Origin of the sequence: Roseisalinus antarcticus, from assembly GCF_900172355.1 — a bacterium.
Taxonomy (GTDB): Bacteria; Pseudomonadota; Alphaproteobacteria; order Rhodobacterales; family Rhodobacteraceae; genus Oceanicola; species Oceanicola antarcticus_A.
Map to the genome: position 1 here is coordinate 114,133 of NZ_FWFZ01000005.1, position 15,874 is coordinate 130,006.

The 15,874-nt window shown below is 69.3% G+C and carries 15 protein-coding genes; 4 read left to right on the forward strand and 11 right to left on the reverse strand.

What is annotated here, in order from left to right; translation table 11 throughout:
- Positions 1-5: 5 nt before the first annotated feature.
- The gene (locus ROA7023_RS06820; protein ID WP_085878267.1) at positions 6-815 is read left to right on the forward strand and encodes a division plane positioning ATPase MipZ; all 810 of its coding nucleotides are present in this window, start codon (positions 6-8) and stop codon (positions 813-815) included.
- A gap of 9 nt (positions 816-824) precedes the next feature.
- Here ROA7023_RS06820 and ROA7023_RS06825 read toward each other — a convergent pair whose 3' ends face one another.
- Complete coding sequence (locus tag ROA7023_RS06825; protein ID WP_085878268.1) at positions 825-2,018, reverse strand: hypothetical protein; 1,194 nt, start codon at positions 2,016-2,018, stop codon at positions 825-827.
- Between the two features lie 166 nt (positions 2,019-2,184).
- Here ROA7023_RS06825 and ROA7023_RS06830 point away from each other — a divergent pair, with 166 nt between their 5' ends.
- A complete protein-coding gene (locus ROA7023_RS06830) occupies positions 2,185-3,561 on the forward strand; it encodes a bifunctional enoyl-CoA hydratase/phosphate acetyltransferase (protein WP_200812469.1) in 1,377 nt (458 codons plus the stop codon).
- The gene (locus ROA7023_RS06835) at positions 3,558-4,694 is read left to right on the forward strand and encodes an acetate/propionate family kinase (protein WP_085878270.1); all 1,137 of its coding nucleotides are present in this window, start codon (positions 3,558-3,560) and stop codon (positions 4,692-4,694) included. Before ROA7023_RS06830 ends, ROA7023_RS06835 begins: the two co-directional genes overlap by 4 nt.
- A gap of 143 nt (positions 4,695-4,837) precedes the next feature.
- On the opposite strand, the gene ROA7023_RS06840 is transcribed toward ROA7023_RS06835, so the two are convergent.
- The 4 genes from ROA7023_RS06840 to ROA7023_RS06855 all read right to left on the reverse strand — a co-directional run bounded on the left by ROA7023_RS06840 (position 4,838) and on the right by ROA7023_RS06855 (position 10,005).
- Positions 4,838-6,721: an acyl-CoA synthetase gene (locus ROA7023_RS06840; RefSeq protein ID WP_085878271.1), complete on the reverse strand. Its 1,884-nt coding sequence runs from the start codon at positions 6,719-6,721 to the stop codon at positions 4,838-4,840.
- Between the two features lie 155 nt (positions 6,722-6,876).
- Complete coding sequence (locus ROA7023_RS06845; RefSeq protein WP_085878272.1) at positions 6,877-8,670, reverse strand: ABC transporter transmembrane domain-containing protein; 1,794 nt, start codon at positions 8,668-8,670, stop codon at positions 6,877-6,879.
- A 75-nt stretch (positions 8,671-8,745) separates the two neighbouring features.
- A complete protein-coding gene (locus ROA7023_RS06850; protein WP_085878273.1) occupies positions 8,746-9,387 on the reverse strand; it encodes a hypothetical protein in 642 nt (213 codons plus the stop codon).
- A gap of 87 nt (positions 9,388-9,474) precedes the next feature.
- On the reverse strand, positions 9,475-10,005 hold the full coding sequence (locus tag ROA7023_RS06855) for a cytochrome b (RefSeq protein ID WP_085878274.1): 531 nt from the start codon (positions 10,003-10,005) through the stop codon (positions 9,475-9,477).
- Positions 10,006-10,100: 95 nt separating this feature from the next.
- On the opposite strand from ROA7023_RS06855, the gene ROA7023_RS06860 reads away from it, so the two are divergent.
- A complete protein-coding gene (locus ROA7023_RS06860; RefSeq protein WP_085878275.1) occupies positions 10,101-10,541 on the forward strand; it encodes a MarR family winged helix-turn-helix transcriptional regulator in 441 nt (146 codons plus the stop codon).
- A 19-nt stretch (positions 10,542-10,560) separates the two neighbouring features.
- Here the strand turns inward: ROA7023_RS06860 and speB are convergent, their stop codons facing one another.
- From speB to ROA7023_RS06890, 6 genes are all read right to left on the reverse strand, one after another.
- Positions 10,561-11,505, reverse strand: coding sequence for an agmatinase (gene speB, locus ROA7023_RS06865; protein ID WP_085878276.1), 945 nt, complete (start codon positions 11,503-11,505; stop codon positions 10,561-10,563).
- Positions 11,502-12,248: a maleate cis-trans isomerase family protein gene (locus tag ROA7023_RS06870; protein ID WP_085878277.1), complete on the reverse strand. Its 747-nt coding sequence runs from the start codon at positions 12,246-12,248 to the stop codon at positions 11,502-11,504. The genes speB and ROA7023_RS06870 overlap by 4 nt, the downstream gene beginning before the upstream one ends.
- Complete coding sequence (locus ROA7023_RS06875; RefSeq protein ID WP_085878278.1) at positions 12,245-13,396, reverse strand: M24 family metallopeptidase; 1,152 nt, start codon at positions 13,394-13,396, stop codon at positions 12,245-12,247. Before ROA7023_RS06875 ends, ROA7023_RS06870 begins: the two co-directional genes overlap by 4 nt.
- On the reverse strand, positions 13,393-14,421 hold the full coding sequence (locus tag ROA7023_RS06880; RefSeq protein ID WP_085878279.1) for a pyridoxal-phosphate dependent enzyme: 1,029 nt from the start codon (positions 14,419-14,421) through the stop codon (positions 13,393-13,395). The genes ROA7023_RS06875 and ROA7023_RS06880 overlap by 4 nt, the downstream gene beginning before the upstream one ends.
- Positions 14,422-14,471: 50 nt before the next feature.
- The gene (locus ROA7023_RS06885) at positions 14,472-15,218 is read right to left on the reverse strand and encodes a sulfite exporter TauE/SafE family protein (RefSeq protein WP_085878280.1); all 747 of its coding nucleotides are present in this window, start codon (positions 15,216-15,218) and stop codon (positions 14,472-14,474) included.
- A gap of 111 nt (positions 15,219-15,329) precedes the next feature.
- A complete protein-coding gene (locus tag ROA7023_RS06890) occupies positions 15,330-15,860 on the reverse strand; it encodes an invasion associated locus B family protein (protein ID WP_085878281.1) in 531 nt (176 codons plus the stop codon).
- Positions 15,861-15,874 lie beyond the last annotated feature (14 nt).

Below are 15,874 nucleotides of genomic sequence, written 5' to 3' on the forward strand. Positions count from 1 at the left end.
GGGCAGTGGCGCATATCATCGTCGTGGGCAACGAAAAGGGCGGCGCGGGCAAGTCGACCGTCTCGATCCATGTGGCAACCGCACTGGCGCGGCTCGGCCACAAGGTCGGGATCCTCGATCTCGACCTGCGCCAGAAGACGCTCGGCCGCTACATGGACAACCGGCTGGCCTATCTGGAAAAGACCGGCCTCGACCTGCCGACCCCATCTTATCATGAGCTTCCCGAGATCGACCAGGCCGCCCTGGGCCCCGGCGAGAACGTCAACGACCACCGGCTCTCTGCCGCGGTGGCGGGGCTGGAGCCGGACAGCGACTTCATCCTGATCGATTGCCCCGGCTCGCACACGCGGCTCAGCCAGGTCGCGCATTCCCTGGCCGACACGCTGATCACGCCGCTGAACGACAGCTTCGTCGATTTCGACCTGCTCGCCCATATCGCCATGGACGGCGAGACGATCACAGGCCCGTCGGTCTATTCCGAGATGGTCTGGAACGCGCGGCAATTGCGCGCCCAGGCCGGGCTGGAACCGATTGACTGGATCGTGGTGCGCAACCGCCTGGGGGCGCAGCAGATGGTCAACAAGGTCAAGATGGAAAAGGCGCTCGACAAGCTCGGCCGCCGCATCGGCTTTCGCACCGCGCCGGGTTTCAACGAGCGGGTCATCTTCCGGGAGCTGTTTCCCCGCGGCCTGACCTTGCTCGATCTGCGGGACATCGGGGTCAAGGGCCTGAACATCTCGAACATCGCGGCGCGGCAGGAACTCCGCGATCTCATGCGGGCCCTTACTCTGCCCGGCGTCGAGGTGACGTTCTGACCTGAACCGTCAGGCGGTCCGCTGCTCCGGCGTCGCGTCCGCGCGGGCCGGCCTGCGGCGCAGGGCATCCGTCACCACCCGCGCCAACACGAGGATCATCGACACCGCGCCCAGCAACAGCACGAGGATCGCCCTGAGGTCGCCCGCTGCCGCGGCGGCGAGCCGGTCCTGCGCCCAGGCCCTGACCCCGGCGATACTCAGCTCCGTGGCCGTGGCGGCGCCCTCGGCGGTGACGACACCGCCGGGCGCGGCCGTGGCGACCGCGGGCGAGACGATATCGGATGTGGCCTGAACCTCCGCCTCAGCCGCGGTCGGGGCCACAGGCTCGCCGGATCCGAGCAGACGCGGCGCGGTGATCATCACGACGGCCAACAACACGAACACGAGGAACAGCCCGACCAGGATTCGGCGAACGGGCGAACGACGATCGCTGGCGATGGCCGGGCCAACGACCGCGGCGTCACCAGGCTCTTGCGCCCCGGGGGGCCGGGGCGAGGCTACCGGGACGGTTTCCGTCGCGGTTTCGGTGTCGGCCTCGTCGGATCGGGGCCGCGCGACGGCAAACAACAAGAGCGCCAGAAAACCGAGTGCGCCGCCGACCTTCGAGAAACGTTCGAAGACCGCCGATTGCCCATAGTCATCCGGCAGGATCGCCGCCCGGCGCCCATCGACGAACGGATAGATGACCGGGCCGGTCACGTTCATGCCACGTTCATCCAGCGCGGCGACCCATTTGCCGGGCGTGCCGAACCATCCGTTGAGTGTCACCAGCGGGCGCGGATCGCCCGGCGCCCCGGCCATGGCCGCGAGGCCCGCCCCGGTGATCCGACCCGGCACGAAATCCGGCGACGAGAAGATTGCCATGCCCAGCGGAGCGGCGCCGGTGTCGTCGGTGACGCTCAGCAGCGGAACGGCAAGCGCGGACGGCCCGCCCTCGACCAACGGCGCAAGGTCCACGGCGCCCGCGACGTCGATCTGCGCCGTCACCAGCGCTTCGCCCGCGGTCGATGTATGGCGCGGCGGGTCGAACAGGTCGAGCGCGACCGCCGGCGGCGGCCCGGCCTGGTAGATTTCGGCGCGCGACGCCATGCGGTCGTTCGCCTGCATCTGCAGCCATATGCCCAGGCCGAATACGACGGCGGCACAGAGGCCGAGCAGGATCGGCGCGAGGCGGAAGACGATGGAAGTGGCTGCGACAGGCATATCAGATCTCCGGCTGAGATGGTGCCAGACTGCCCTCGGAATGCGGCACCCGGTGGGCACCGCCCGGACCATTTGTGGGAGAGCCTGCGGCAGCGCCCCTTCGCCCTTGCGCATCGCTGCAGGACCCCGGCACAGTGTCCAGGCTGCCGCAGCGACGGGAAGATTGATGACGATTTACGCCAATACACCCTGGAATGACCTGACCATCGGGATGGAGGCCAGCGTCACGCGGCTTTGCGTCGCCGACGACCTCATCATCTTCGCCAATTCCAGCGGCAACATGAACCCGCTGCACATTCCCGACGCCGATGGCGACGGTGATGGCGTGCCCGAGGCCATCGCCCCCTCCGCCTGGCTCGGTGCGCTGATCTCGGGGGTGCTGGGCAATCGCCTGCCCGGTCCCGGCACCCTCTACAAGTCCCAGAGCCTCTCCTTCCACGGCCGCGCCCGCGCGGGCGAAGAGCTGACGGCGCGGGTGCGCCTGACCGCTCTCGGCCCCGACCGAGAGGCGACCTTCGACACCTGGATCGAGGCCGCGGACGGCACGACCCTGGCGTCGGGAGAGGCGAAAGTGACCGCCCCCGTCGCACCCCAGAGCTTTTCGGCAGAGGATGTGCCCGGCCTCACCGTGCGCAGCCACGTCCATTTCGACCGCCTCATCGCCCGGGCGGAACATCTGCCGCCGATCCCCACCGCCGTCGTCGCCCCCGAAAGCCCCGAGGCGATTGCCGGCGCCCTGTTGGGTCGCGACCACACACTGATAACGCCGATCCTGGTGGGCAACGCCGCCCTGATAGAGACCGCGGCCCACGAGGCCGGCGTCAGCATCGCGGGGCTGGAGCTGATCGACGAGCCCGACCATGACCGCGCGGCCCGCCGTGCCGTGGCGCTGGTGCACGAGGGCCGCGCCCGCGCGGTGATGAAGGGGCACCTGCATACGGACGTGCTCTTGCGCGCGATCGTCAAGCGTGAGGGCGGCCTGCGCACCGGGCGGCGCCTGTCCCATGTCTTCGTCATGGACATCCCCGGCATCGACCACCTGGTGCTGGTGACGGACGCGGCGATCAACATCGCGCCCGATCTGACCACCAAGATCGACATAGTGCAGAACGCCATCGACCTGGCCCTGGCCCTCGGGATCGACCAGCCCAAGGCCGGCATCCTCTCGGCGGTCGAAACCGTGAACCCCGCCATCCCCTCGACCCTGGATGCCGCTGCTTTGTCGAAAATGGCGGAACGGGGCCAGATCACCGGCGGGCTGGTGGATGGCCCGCTGGCGATGGACAATGCCGTCGATCTGGAGGCAGCGGTCACCAAGGGTATCAAGTCGCTGGTCGCGGGGCACGCGGATATCCTCGTCGCGCCCAACCTCGAATCCGGCAACATGATCGCCAAACAGCTGACCTTTCTCGCCCATGCAGAGGCGGGCGGCATCGTCGTCGGCGCCTCCGTCCCGGTGATCCTGACCAGCCGCGCCGATGACGAGGCCGCGCGGCTGGCCTCCTGCGCGGTGGCCGCACTCTACGGCGCGAAACTGCCTTGAGCCGGATCCTGACCCTCAACGCGGGCAGCTCGTCGCTCAAGTTCTCGGTCTGGGCGCAGGACTCCCGGGTCCAGGCCGGCCAGGTCGAACGGATCGGCGGCGATGCGCGACTGCTGCTGGACGGGTCCGCGCCGGTGGCCCTCGGCCCGGCGGACCATCGCGCGGCGCTCACGGCGGTTCTCGCGGCGATCGGGCCGGGTGTGGATGGCCCCTTGGCGGGGGTCGGCCACAGGATCGTCCACGGCGGGCCCGACCGGGCGCGGCCCGAGGTGCTGACCCCGGAGGCGATCGCGGATCTTGCCGCCCTCGCGCCCTTCGCACCGCTGCACCAACCCCACAACCTGGCCTGTGTCGCCGCCGCCCGCACGGTCTTTCCCGATGCGCTTCAGGTCGGCGCCTTCGACACGGCGTTTCACCGCGGCCATCCTTGGGTGAACGACACCTTCGCCCTGCCGCGTCGCTTCTACGAGGAGGGCGTGCGCCGCTACGGCTTCCACGGGCTCAGCTACGACTACATCACCGGCGTCCTGGCCCGGTCAGAGCCGGATCTCGCCGCCGGTCGGGTCGTGATCTGCCATCTGGGCAACGGCGCCTCGATCTGCGCCTTGCGCGACGGCCAGAGCATCGGCTCCACCATGGGCTTCTCTGCGCTGGACGGCCTTCCCATGGGGACGCGCTGCGGCCAGGTCGATCCGGGCGTGCTGCTCTTTCTCATGGATCAGAAGGGAATGACCGCAGAGGAGATCACAGCCCTCCTCTACCGCGAGAGCGGCCTCAAGGGCCTCTCCGGCATCTCGTCGGACATGCGCACACTGGAGGCGTCGAACGATCCGCGCGCGGCCGAGGCCATCGATTACTACGTCTTCCGTCTCGCCCGCGAGATCGGCGCCATGGCGGCGGTTCTCGGCGGGCTCGACGGGCTGGTCTTCACCGGCGGGATCGGCGAGAACTCGGCGCTGATCCGCGCCCGCGCCCTGGAGCGGCTGGGCTTTCTCGGCCTCACGCTCGATCCGGCCGCCAACGCCGCCAACGCGCAAGAGATCGGCGCCGGCCCGGCCCGCATCCTGCGGATCGAAACCGACGAAGAGGCCGTCATCGCCCGCGCCACCCGCACGGCCCTGACAGGCGCCTGACGCCAGCCCTTCTTCTGGTCGAGAATATCCCGGGGGTGAACGGCGAAAGCACCACTTTCGACGGAGGGGGCAGCGCCCCCTCGCCCGGTCAGAACAACGCGATAGCGCCCCGGTGCGACGCGCCGTCCGGCGCCCGACCGCGTTCAGCCCGTCCAGGCCCAGGGCCGGGAAAACGCCCCCAGAACGGCCGAGACCTCCTCGTCGGTCACCGCTCCGGTCTTTGCGATCCGCGCCACCAGCCCCTGCCGTTTGTCCTCTTCCACCGAGGCGACCCGAGCAGCCACCCCGCCGGCGTCAAGGGCCGCGCCATAGACCCGCGCGATGGCCAGCTTCCTCAGCTCGTTCTTGAGCGTCTTGCCCACCGCGGTCTTGGGCAGGCTCGGCAACACGTCGATATGCTTGATCTTCGCGGCCCGCTCGTGGATGCGCCCGTTGGCGAAGCGCATCAGCTCCTCCTCGTCGACGCTGCCGCCGTCGATCAGCTCCACATAGGCGCAGGGCAGCTCTCCGGCATGGGCGTCGGGCTGGCCGATCGCGGCGGCGAAGGCCACCTGTTCGTGGCCCGCCAGTGCCTCTTCGATCTCGGCGGGGTCGATGTTGTGACCGCCCCGGATGATCAGGTCCTTGGCCCGCCCGGTGATCCAGAGATACCCGTCGGCGTCGATCCGGCCGAGGTCGCCGGTCCTCAGGTAGAGGTCATGGTGAAAAAGCCCGTTGTTCTTGGCCAGATCGGTATAGGTATTGCCGGTATAGACACCGGGATTGTCGACGCAGATCTCGCCGATCTCGTCGGTGCCGCATTCATACGGCCCCTCGGCGGTATGGTTCAGGATCCTGACGTCGGTATAGGGAAAAGGGATGCCGATCGAGCCGACTTTCTTCTTTCCGTCCGGCGGGTTGATCGACACCAGGCAGGTCGCCTCGGTCAGGCCGTAGCCCTCGCAGATCGTGACGCCGGCGGCTTTCTCGAACCGGTTATAGAGCTCGACCGGAAGCGGGGATGAGCCGCAGAACGCAAGCTTCAGCGACGAGATGTCCGCATCCACCTTGCGCTGCATCAACGCCGACATCGCGGTGGGCACCGCGATCATGAAGGTCACGCGGTGACGCTCTACCAGTTTCCAGAAATTGTCGAACACCCCGTCGCCGCGATAGCCCTGCGGTGTCGGAAAGACGATCTGCGCCCCCGAGGCCAGCGATGCCCCGAGGCAGACGATGGTGGCGAAGACATGAAACAGCGGCAGCGGGCAGATCTGCACGTCGGTTTCCCTGAACAGCAGCCGCTCGCCCAGCCAGGCATTGTAGATGATCCCCGAATAGCGGTGCTGCGCCACCTTGGGCATTCCGGTCGTCCCGCCGGTGTGAAAGAGCGCCGCGACACGGTCGCCGGCGCTGTCCTCGAACGCCAGGGTCCTGGGCTGACCGGCGATCGCGGCGTTGAAATCCATGACCTTCGCCTTGTGCCGGACCGCGACCTTGGGCCGGATCAGCGGGATGATCAGCCGTTTCAGCCCGGTCATGTAGCGCAGCAGATCGACCTCGAGCACGGTCTTGACGTTCGGCGCCATCGCCACGGCCTCCGCCGCCTTCTGGGCCACGTCGGTCTTGGGAAAGCTGCGCAGGGTCACCAGCACGCTGGCATTGGTCTCGCGCAGGATGCCCGCGATATTTTCGGCATCGAGCAGCGGGTTGATCGGGTTCACCACGCCGGCGATCGCGCCGCCGGCATAGGTCAGCACGGTCTCGGTGCAGTTGGGCAGCAGGAAGGCCACCACATCGCTCTCGCCCACCCCCAGCGACCGGAACAGGTTCGCCGTCTGGCAGACCTTCGCGTGCAGCTGCGACCAGGTCAGCGTCTCGTCCGGGGCGCCCGGGTCCGAGAACATCTGGAACGTCACCGCCTTGCTGGCGCCATGCCGGTCGGCCGTGGCCGCCAGCAGCCCGTGCAGCGTCGCGGGCAGGGCGCGTTCGTCCCAGGGGCACTCGGCCTCGATGGCATTCCTGTCGGCGACCGTCGCATAGGTCATGTGGTCTTCTCCTCCTCACGGTCCGGGCCCGTTCCCCGCGGCGCTCCGTTGCCATGAGGGTCGCCCGCGGGGCGACCCGGCGCAAGTATGACGCTGCGGCCCGGCCGTGGCGATGCCTCGCGACGACGCGAGGTCGGGGCGGGTGGCCACGCGGGCTATTCCGCCGCCATGCCTTCGGTGAACTGAAGACGGGCGAGGCGCGCATAGAGTCCGCCTTGGGCCACGAGCTGGTCGTGGCTGCCCTCCGCCACGATCTGCCCGCCGTCGAAAACCAGAATGCGGTCGGCCTTCTTCACCGTGGCGAGGCGGTGGGCGACGATCAGCGTGGTCCGCCCCTCGGCCAGCCCCTCGACCGCCTGCTGCACCAACCGCTCGCTCTCGGCATCCAGCGCAGAGGTCGCCTCGTCCAGCAACAGCACGGGCGAGTCGCGCAGGATCGCGCGGGCGATGGCGATGCGCTGTTTCTGCCCGCCCGACAGCATCACGCCGCGCTCGCCCACGTAGCTGTCATAGCCTTCGGGCAGCGCCACAAGGAAATCATGCGCCGCGGCGGCCCGGGCGGCGGCCTCGACCTCGGCATCGCTCGCATCGGGACGTCCGAAGCGGATGTTCTCGCGGGCAGTATCGGCGAAGATCACCGGGTCCTGGGGCACCAGCGCGATATCTCCACGGAAATCGGCACGGGTCATCTGGCGCAGGTCGGTGTCGTCGAACAGGATGCGGCCCGACTTGGGGTCGTAGAACCGCAGCAGAAGCTGGATGATGGTCGATTTCCCCGCCCCGGACGGGCCGACAAGGGCCACCGTCTCGCCCGGCTTGACGTCGAAGGAGACCCCCCCGAGCGCCGAGATACCGGGCCGCGAGGGATAGGAAAAGACCACGTCCTCGAACCGGATATGGCCCCGGCGGCGCGTGCTGCGAACGGGCCCGGCGACCGGGTCGCGCACGCTGTCGTCGCTCGACAGCAGCTCCATCAGCCGTTCGGTCGCACCGGCGGCGCGCTGCAACTCGCCCCAGATCTCGGTCAGGGCGGCGACGGCGCCGGCGACCATGACGGTGTAGAACATGAACTGGATCAGCTCGCCGGCCGTGATCACGCCGCTGCGCACGTCCGACGCCCCCATCCACAGGAACCCCACCACGCCCGAGAATGCGACGAAGATCACGATGGCCGTCATCACCGCGCGCATGGTGATCCGGCGCAGCGCCACGTCGAAGCTCTTTTCGGTGACCTTGGCGAACTTGCCGCGACTCAGCGTCTCGTGGGTGAAGGCCTGGATCGTCTGCGCGGACAGAAGCTGTTCCGAGGCATCCCCCGAAGACGCCGCGATCCAGTCCTGGTTTTCCTTGGACAGCTTGCGGACGCGGCGGCCCAGCAGGATGATCGGGAGCACGATGACCGGGATCGGCCAAAGTACCATCGCCGACATCTTGACGCTGGTCACCAGCATCAGCGCGATGCCGCCAACCAGCACCAGCGCGTTGCGCAGCGCAATCGAAACCGACGAGCCGATCACCGACTGGATCAGCGTGGTGTCTGTGGTGATGCGCGAGATGATCTCGCCGGTCATCAGCTTTTCAAAGAATTCCGGCGACATGCCGATCATCCGGTCGAAGACCGCCTTGCGGATATCGGCCACAACCCGCTCGCCAAGCCGCGACACCAGGTAAAAGCGCAGCGCGGAGCCCAGCGCCATCAGCGCCGCGATCAGGATGGCGGCGACGAAATACCAGTTGGCGAGCGCCCCGCCCTCGACGTTGAAATTGTCCACGACGCGACGGGCGGCCAGCGGGATCACAAGGCTGATTCCGGCGGTGGCGACCAGAGCCGTCAGCGCGGCGGCAAGGGTGCGCCGGTAGGGGGCCACGAAGGGCCAGAGCCCCTGAAGGGCGCCCAGTTCCCTGGATTTTTCGCGGTCTTCGCTGACCGTTCTGGGTGTATCGGCCATGGTGCCCCCCGATCGTGTGGCCCTGACATAAGCGGTGGGGCCGTCAGGGGCAAGAAACCGCCGTGACGCAGGCTGTCAGCCGGCCCGCGCCAGCGCCGGGGCGGCGGCGCCCAGCAGGCCGAGCAATGCCCTGTCGGACAGGCCCAGCGTGCCGCCGGGCGTCAGCTGGCCTGCGTTAAGACGGGTCGTCCGCCCGGCCGGAAGAAACATCCGGGCGGCGTGGACGGCATCCTCGGGCCCGGTGGCGACCAGGGTGTAGTGCCGCGCACGATGGGTGAGTACGGGCGCGATGTCCCGGCCTAGCCGGGCGCCGTCGCGGCGTTGCGCCCGCGACAGGGGCGCCTTGCGCGGATCGAGGGTCGAGACCGGGTGCACGGCAAGCACGTGGTCGGCCGCGATGTGCTGGGCCGCGAGAAGCGCCCCGTAAGCCCCCATCCCGGCCCCGCCGAAGGTGACATGGTCGAACCCTGCAAGAACCTCGGCCAGAAGCTGCGGAAGCTGCCGGCCGAGGGGCCCCTGGTACCATCTGGGCCTGTTCGGCTGCACCAGCACCGCGTTCAGCCCGTGGCGCAGGGCGAAGGCGCTGCCATATCCGTCGTCGATCCGGGGGCCGCAGGCATGGCGGCCGGCGAAGAAAACCGTCACGCGCCGCCGCGCATTTGTCCGGCGCAGGACGATGCGGCCGCAGCCGGACTTCGGGAGGGATGGCTGTTCCATGGGCCCAGCCTGCCCGCCAAGCAAGACAGGACTGGGGCGGGATCTGGTCGAATTGGTGGGTGTTTCACGGCCGCCGGGCCGTGGCCCTCAGCGCCGCTTGCCGAACCACATCCGCCGGAACAGGCCGTCGCGCAGAAAGAACTGGTGATAGAGCGCCGCCGCGATGTGCAGCCCGACCAGCATCAACAGCAGCGTCGAGAACAGCCCATGGGCCAGCCGCGGCGCGATCTCGGACAGGTTCGCGGGCAGCGGTTCACCCGATCCGCCGTAGGCGATGGAGAACAGCCCAGTCGAGAACGCCATGGCGATCCCGCTCAACACCATGGCCGCGACCAGCCCGTAGAGCACCCAGTGCGCGGCCGTTCCGATCCAATCCAGCACATCGTTGCCAGTCGTCGCATGGGGTGGCCGATCCGAGGCGAGCCGGATCCCGAGACGCAACAGAAATAGGGCGCCGATGGCCAGACCGATGCTCATGTGGATGGCGATCGTCGGCACTTTGTCGGGCGAATCGAGCGGCATCGGCTTCAGGCTGAACTTGCCGCCGAGCAAGGAGACGATGATCATCACCGCCATGATCCAGTGCAGGACGACGATGGCCGGGTGATATCGCGTCATTTGTGCCTCGACGTGGAATACGTTAGCTAGACATTGTCTACAATTCGCGGATTGGTGGACTTTGTCAACTCTTTCGGCCCCCTGTCTGGACACCAATGGAAGATACCGAGACAGCCCAGCTTGTGGACCGGCTGATGCGCGGCATTCACGCCGGAATGCAGGCGCGGGCCGGGACCGTGGACACAGCGAGGATCGGCCCTTCGGGCGGGATGATCCTGCTTGCACTGGCCGACATAGAGCCCGCCCCCGTGCAGGAGGTCGTGCGGCGCGTGGCGCGGGACAAGTCGCAGATGACCCGCGCGATCAAGGCGCTGGCCGAGAAGGGCCTGCTGACGCGCAGCCAGTGCGACAACGACGCGAGGGTCTGCATGCTGCGCCTGACCGACAAGGGGCAGGACACCGTCACCCACCTGCGCAGGACGTTGACCGAGGTGATCGACGAGATCCTCGCGCCGCTCGATCCGGGCGACCGGCGGCAGCTCCATGACCTTCTGTCAAAGGCTCTGAGCCGGACGCCGCCGCCGGCCTGCACCTGAACTTCGGTCTGGCCCCGGCCTAGCCCCGGGCGGCGATGATCCGGCCGATGGTGTTCAGAAGAAGCTGCGCGGCCAGGATCTGCGTCGTGCCGGCGGGATCGTGGTCCGGCGCGACCTCCACCAAGTCCAGGCCAACGATGGTGCCGCGTTGCGCAAGGCCGGCGATCAGCTCCAGCCCCTCGTAATAGAGGAACCCGCCGTGGCTGGGCGTGCCGGTGCCCGGCGCGATGGAAGGGTCGAAGCCGTCGATGTCGATGGTCAGGTAATACCGCGCCCCCGCCGGGATCCGCGCCAGCACGCCCTCGACGCCCAGCGCACGGGCCTGACGCACCGACAGGATGTCCGAGCCCATCTCGCGCGCCGCGACATAGCCGTCGCGACCGGTCGACGAGACGTTGCGGATGCCCACCTGCGTCAGCCCCGTGACCCAGGGTTTTTCGGCGGCGCGGCGCATCGGATTGCCGTGACCGGTGCGCACGCCGTGACGCTCGTCCACGAAGTCGAGATGCGCGTCGATCTGCACCAGATGCACTGGCGGCTGGTCGGAAAATGCGTCGATGCAGGGGATGTTGACCGAATGGTCGCCGCCCAGCACCACCGGCAGGGCGCCCGCGGCCAGGATCGCGCGGACCCCGGCCTCGATCCCCGACAGGCTGCGGGCCTGGTCGGTGTGCACGATGTCGGCGTCGCCGATATCGACCATGCGGACACCCTCGAGATAGGTGACGTCGTCCTCGAAATCATAGGCGCCCGCATGTCCGAAGGAGAACAGCGTCGAGGCCTCGCGGATCCCGCGCGGCCCGAACCGCGCCCCTGCGCGCCATTGCGTCCCCATGTCGAGCGGGGCCCCGAGGATCGCCACATCGGCGTCGATCGCGTTCCAGTCGAGGACCAGCGGCGACTTGCCGAAGGTGGGGATGCCGACGAAGGGCAGGTCCAGGCGGCCGGTGTCATAGTCGTTCATGGTCCCTCGCAGGCAAACAGTCGTCCGGGGGCGCCGGCGGGCGCCGACAGGCCCGCAAGGCGCAAGAGGTCCCAGGCCAGCACCTGGTTGGAGGACAGCACCGGAATGTCGAGCGCCGCCTCCAGACGCGGGATCACCCCGAGCGTGCGCAGGTTGGTGCAGGACAGGAACAGCGCCTGCGCGTCCGGGTGGCGGCCAAGCTCCAGCGCCGCGTCATGGACGGAATCGGCGGCGATGCGCACGACTCGCGCCTCGACCTCCTCGTCGAAGGACCCGAAGGACACGGTCGAGATGCCCTGCGCCGCGAGCGCCTCGCGCAGGCGGCTCGACACCGGGGGCAGGTAGGGCGACAGCATCGCCAGACGGGTGACGCCAAGCGCCCGGCAGGCCGCGATCAGCGCCGTCAGCGGCTCTGTCACATGGGCGGTTCGGGTGCCTGCGTGGATCGCGCCGGCCACCGGCCCCGCCCCGATCAGCGCCGAAGCCGAGGTGCAGCCATAGGCGACGGCGGCGAAATCCGCCGCGCGGGGAAACAGGGCCGCGGCGGCGGTCAGATGCTCCTCCATCGCGGCCAGCGTTGCTAGGTTGAGGTCCTCGCCCGACGGGATGCGGGTCACGAAGACCTCCGGCGTCTCGGGCATCAGCCGGCGAAAGTCGCGTTCGATCGTCTCGTCTGCCTGGAGCACCACGAGGCCTAGCTGCGCGGGTCTCGCGGCGTCGATCTCGTAGGACAGGCTGGTCATGACAGCACCGCGATCTGCGGCGGCGCCGGGTTCGACAGCCAGCGGGCGCCGTCCTCTTCGATCGCGATGACCTCTTCATGGACCATGATCCGCCCGGGCGAGAGCTCGATCACGGGCTCCAGCGTGATGACCATGCCGGGGCGCAGCGACGCCGTCTCCCACGGCAGCAGCGACGGCCCCTCGGTCAGCTCCATCCCCAGCCCGTGCCCGATCCGGCCGGTGTTCGCCCCCGGCGTGCCCCCCGAGGTCAGGCTGTGCATCGCGTGGAACAGCTCTGCATGGGTCGTGCCGGGGTGGGCGATGGCCTTGGCGGCGCGGCTCGCGGCGATCAGGGTCTCATGCGCCTCGGCCACCTCGGCGCCGGGCGGCCCGACCGAGAAATTGCGGTCGAAATCGCTGTAGTAGCCGCCGTGGACGACGCCGGTGTCCAGCATCAGAACGTCCCCCGGCGCCAGCGGCCGGGCCGTGGCCGGAGAGATCACGTCGCCATAGCCGCCCGGCCCCGCGCCGCCGGCGAGATAGGCGACCCAATCGGCGCCCTCGCCCAGGCACAGCCCCTGGAACCCGCGAAACACCTGGTCGAGCGGCACGCCCGCACCCGCGATCTCGGGCACCCGGGCGAAGGCGCGGCCGGCGATGGCGCAGGCGGTGGCGATCCGGTCGATCTCGGCGGCGGACTTCGCCTGGCGCAGACGCGCGACCAGCCCGCCGTCCCCGACGAAGCGGCGGCGCAGGGTCAGGTCCTGAAGGACGGCCCAGTCGGAAAACGGCAGGCGGACATGTGTCTCGGCCCCGTCGGGCAGGCCGATCAGCCCGCCCGGCGGCACCTCCTCGCGCAGGGTCAGGGCCAGCAGGGCCAGCGCACTTTCGTCGGGGGCCGGGGCCGCGAAGGTGCGGATGTCCCGAATCCAGCTCTGGCCCATGAGATGCGCCCCGATGGCCGGGATGACCGCGATCGGCGGCCCCTCGGCCGGGACGACCACGAACCAGGGGCGCGAGGGGCTTTCCCAGAAGCGGGTGAGAAAGCCGGTGTAATAGCGGATTTCGGGCTCGGTCGTCAGCAACAGCGCCGAAAGCCCGGCCGCCGCCATCCCGGCCTGTGCGCGCGCCGTGCGGGCGGCGAATTCAGAGGCCGGGAAGGGCGTCATTCCGGGCCCTCGGACAGGATTGCCAGCACCCGCGCGCCCGAAGACAGACCGAGCCCCGCCCGGTCGGCCGACAGCAGCGCCGCAAGGCCTGCCGCGCCAGAGGGCGTTGAAGCCAGGCCCAGCCCCGCGAGGCGGGCGGTCGCCGTCGCGGCCTCGTCCTCGGTGATCAGCGCAGAGAGGTCCGCGTCCCGCGCAAGGCCCTGAAGCGCGATCAGCGAGGGCGTCTTGCAGTCGAGCCGCCCCATCGCCGAGACCGGCCCGGCGGTCGTCACCGCCTCGCCCGCGGCCAGCGAGGCGTGCAGCGCGGGTGCGGCCTCGGGCTCGACGACGACGATGGTGGGCGTGGCGCCCCAATGGGCCCGCGCCGCAGCGGCGGCGGCACCCGCCAGCCCGCCCACGCCGGCCTGCAGCAGGATATGGGTCGGCGGCACCTCCAACTGGTCGAAGACCTCGGCCATCAGCGCGAGATAGCCCTCCATCAGCCGGTGGGGCCGGGTCATGTAGCCGGGCCAGGAACTGTCGGAAAGCAGGGTCCAGCCGTTCGCCGCGGCATCGGCCTCGGCCGCGGCCATGCTGTCTTCGTAGGTGGCGCCCGCGCGGGTCACCCTCGCGCCGAGCTTCGCAAGTCGCTGGGCGAAGGCCTCCGGCACGGTCTCGGCGATATACACCTGCGCCCGGGCGCCGAACGCGGCGGCCCCCGCGGCGACGGACAGTCCATGGTTGCCGGCACTGGCGGTCACGTAGGTCCGGCCTTTCGCGGCGCCCTCGGCCGCGTCGCAGGCGATCACGTAGGCCGCGCCCAGCGCCTTGAAGCTGCCAAGCCCCATGCGGTCCCGCTCGTCCTTGACATGCACCGTCGCGACATCGGCCAGCGCGGCCAGGTCGGGCCGGTTCAGCAGCGGCGTCACCCGGTGTTCGGGGCAGCGGGCCAGAAGAGCTAGCGGCGCGGCCATGTCCTGGGACGGGTAAGGCACGTCGGGCATGGACAGGCCGGTGCCGCAATGGCTGTTGATGACTGTTTTCATGCCGCGAGTGGGACATGTGTCAAACCTGCCGTCAACCGGGTGTCTCGGCGCTAGCCCCGGAAGGCGCCCCAGATCAACCTCAGCGAGATCAGCAGCATCAGGATGTCGAGAATCCGGGCAAACAGGGCCTCGTCCGTGCGCACAAGCACCATGCGGCCGGTCAAGGTGCCCAGCCCGCCCGCCGCGATCATCAGGGCGATCACCCCGGCCCAGTCCGCATAGGCAAAACCCAGAAGCCCGAAGACCAGCAGTTTCAGCCCGTGCTGCATCGTCATCAGCGCGGCCTGGGTGCCGACGAAGCCGGCCCGGTCGAGGCCCCGCGCCCGGGCATAGCTTGCCACGAACAGCCCGGTCGCCCCGAAGAACATGGTCAGAAAGCTCGACACGACGCCGGCCACGACGGGCATGTTCCGCAGCCAGGCAGGCGGCCGGGCCAGCACCGAGAAGATCACGAAGCACCCGACCCCGGCCTGCACCACCGAGGCCGGCAGGTCGACCGCGATCAAACCGCCCGCCACGCTGCCCACGACCGCCCCGAGGGCGAAGCCGGGCAAGGCCGCGCCGTGGATATGGCGCCAGAACAACGCCACCCGGCTGGCGTTGGACCCCAACTGCACCGCCCCGTGGACCGGGATCAGCGCGGCGGAGGGCATGACGATGGCCATGACGGCCAGCAACAGCGCCCCGCCGCCGATCCCGAACGCCGCGGTGATGAAGGAGCCCAGCGCCGAGCACCCGGCGAGCGCCAGCAGCACCAGCCCGTCGATCCCGTCCGGCAGGGGAAGCCAGGGTGGCATTCAGGCGGCTCCGAAAGCTTGCATGCTGTCGCATACAATCTGCCCCGCGCGGCGGCAAGGCCCCTGGACATGCGCCGCGCATGACAAAGCGACGGCACCGGCGGCAGAGCGTCACGGGGCGGCACAGGCCCTTTGCGCGGCAAGGCCCGCCGTCACCCCCATCAGCGAGACCGGAAAAGTCAGCGGCCGCGCACCGGGGACAGGCACGAAGCCCACAATGACGGCGCGGGCGGATCTGAGGCGCTCGGCCTCGCGGGCGGTCGCGCGGACCTGGGCCAGGCAGGTTTCCGTGTTGCAGGATTGCCAGATCAGCGGCACCGCCACCGGCCGCCCGTCATGGCGATAGGCCATGCCATCGGCGAGCGAGACGCCCACCGGAACCCGGACCGACATCAACAGATCGCCGCCCAGGTCCTCCAGAAAAACATCCGCGAGGGTCAGCCCCCCGTCCACCGACAGAACCCGGTTATGCAGGACGCAGCCTCCGGCCGGCAGGTCGAGCAGCGTCCAATCCCGGAACCTCGCGCCGTCCTGCGCCGCGGCCGGGCCGGGAATGCCCAGCTTCAGCAGCACAAGTGCCCCGCACAACAGCCTGCGCAGCGCGGCCGGTGGCATCAGATTGGTCGTCCGGTGGCGGATCATCCCGGGATTCGTCC

Excerpts from the sequence above, each read along its gene's own strand:
- ROA7023_RS06825 (WP_085878268.1), bottom strand. The coding sequence starts at position 2,018 with ATGCCTGTCGCAGCCACTTCCATCGTCTTCCGCCTCGCGCCGATCCTG.
- ROA7023_RS06830 (WP_200812469.1), top strand. The coding sequence starts at position 2,185 with ATGACGATTTACGCCAATACACCCTGGAATGACCTGACCATCGGGATG.
- ROA7023_RS06840 (WP_085878271.1), bottom strand. The coding sequence starts at position 6,721 with ATGACCTATGCGACGGTCGCCGACAGGAATGCCATCGAGGCCGAGTGC.
- ROA7023_RS06845 (WP_085878272.1), bottom strand. The coding sequence starts at position 8,670 with ATGGCCGATACACCCAGAACGGTCAGCGAAGACCGCGAAAAATCCAGG.
- ROA7023_RS06850 (WP_085878273.1), bottom strand. The coding sequence starts at position 9,387 with ATGGAACAGCCATCCCTCCCGAAGTCCGGCTGCGGCCGCATCGTCCTG.
- ROA7023_RS06855 (WP_085878274.1), bottom strand. The coding sequence starts at position 10,005 with ATGACGCGATATCACCCGGCCATCGTCGTCCTGCACTGGATCATGGCG.
- ROA7023_RS06860 (WP_085878275.1), top strand. The coding sequence starts at position 10,101 with ATGGAAGATACCGAGACAGCCCAGCTTGTGGACCGGCTGATGCGCGGC.
- speB (WP_085878276.1), bottom strand. The coding sequence starts at position 11,505 with ATGAACGACTATGACACCGGCCGCCTGGACCTGCCCTTCGTCGGCATC.
- ROA7023_RS06870 (WP_085878277.1), bottom strand. The coding sequence starts at position 12,248 with ATGACCAGCCTGTCCTACGAGATCGACGCCGCGAGACCCGCGCAGCTA.
- ROA7023_RS06875 (WP_085878278.1), bottom strand. The coding sequence starts at position 13,396 with ATGACGCCCTTCCCGGCCTCTGAATTCGCCGCCCGCACGGCGCGCGCA.
- ROA7023_RS06880 (WP_085878279.1), bottom strand. The coding sequence starts at position 14,421 with ATGAAAACAGTCATCAACAGCCATTGCGGCACCGGCCTGTCCATGCCC.
- ROA7023_RS06885 (WP_085878280.1), bottom strand. The coding sequence starts at position 15,218 with ATGCCACCCTGGCTTCCCCTGCCGGACGGGATCGACGGGCTGGTGCTG.
- ROA7023_RS06890 (WP_085878281.1), bottom strand. The coding sequence starts at position 15,860 with ATGATCCGCCACCGGACGACCAATCTGATGCCACCGGCCGCGCTGCGC.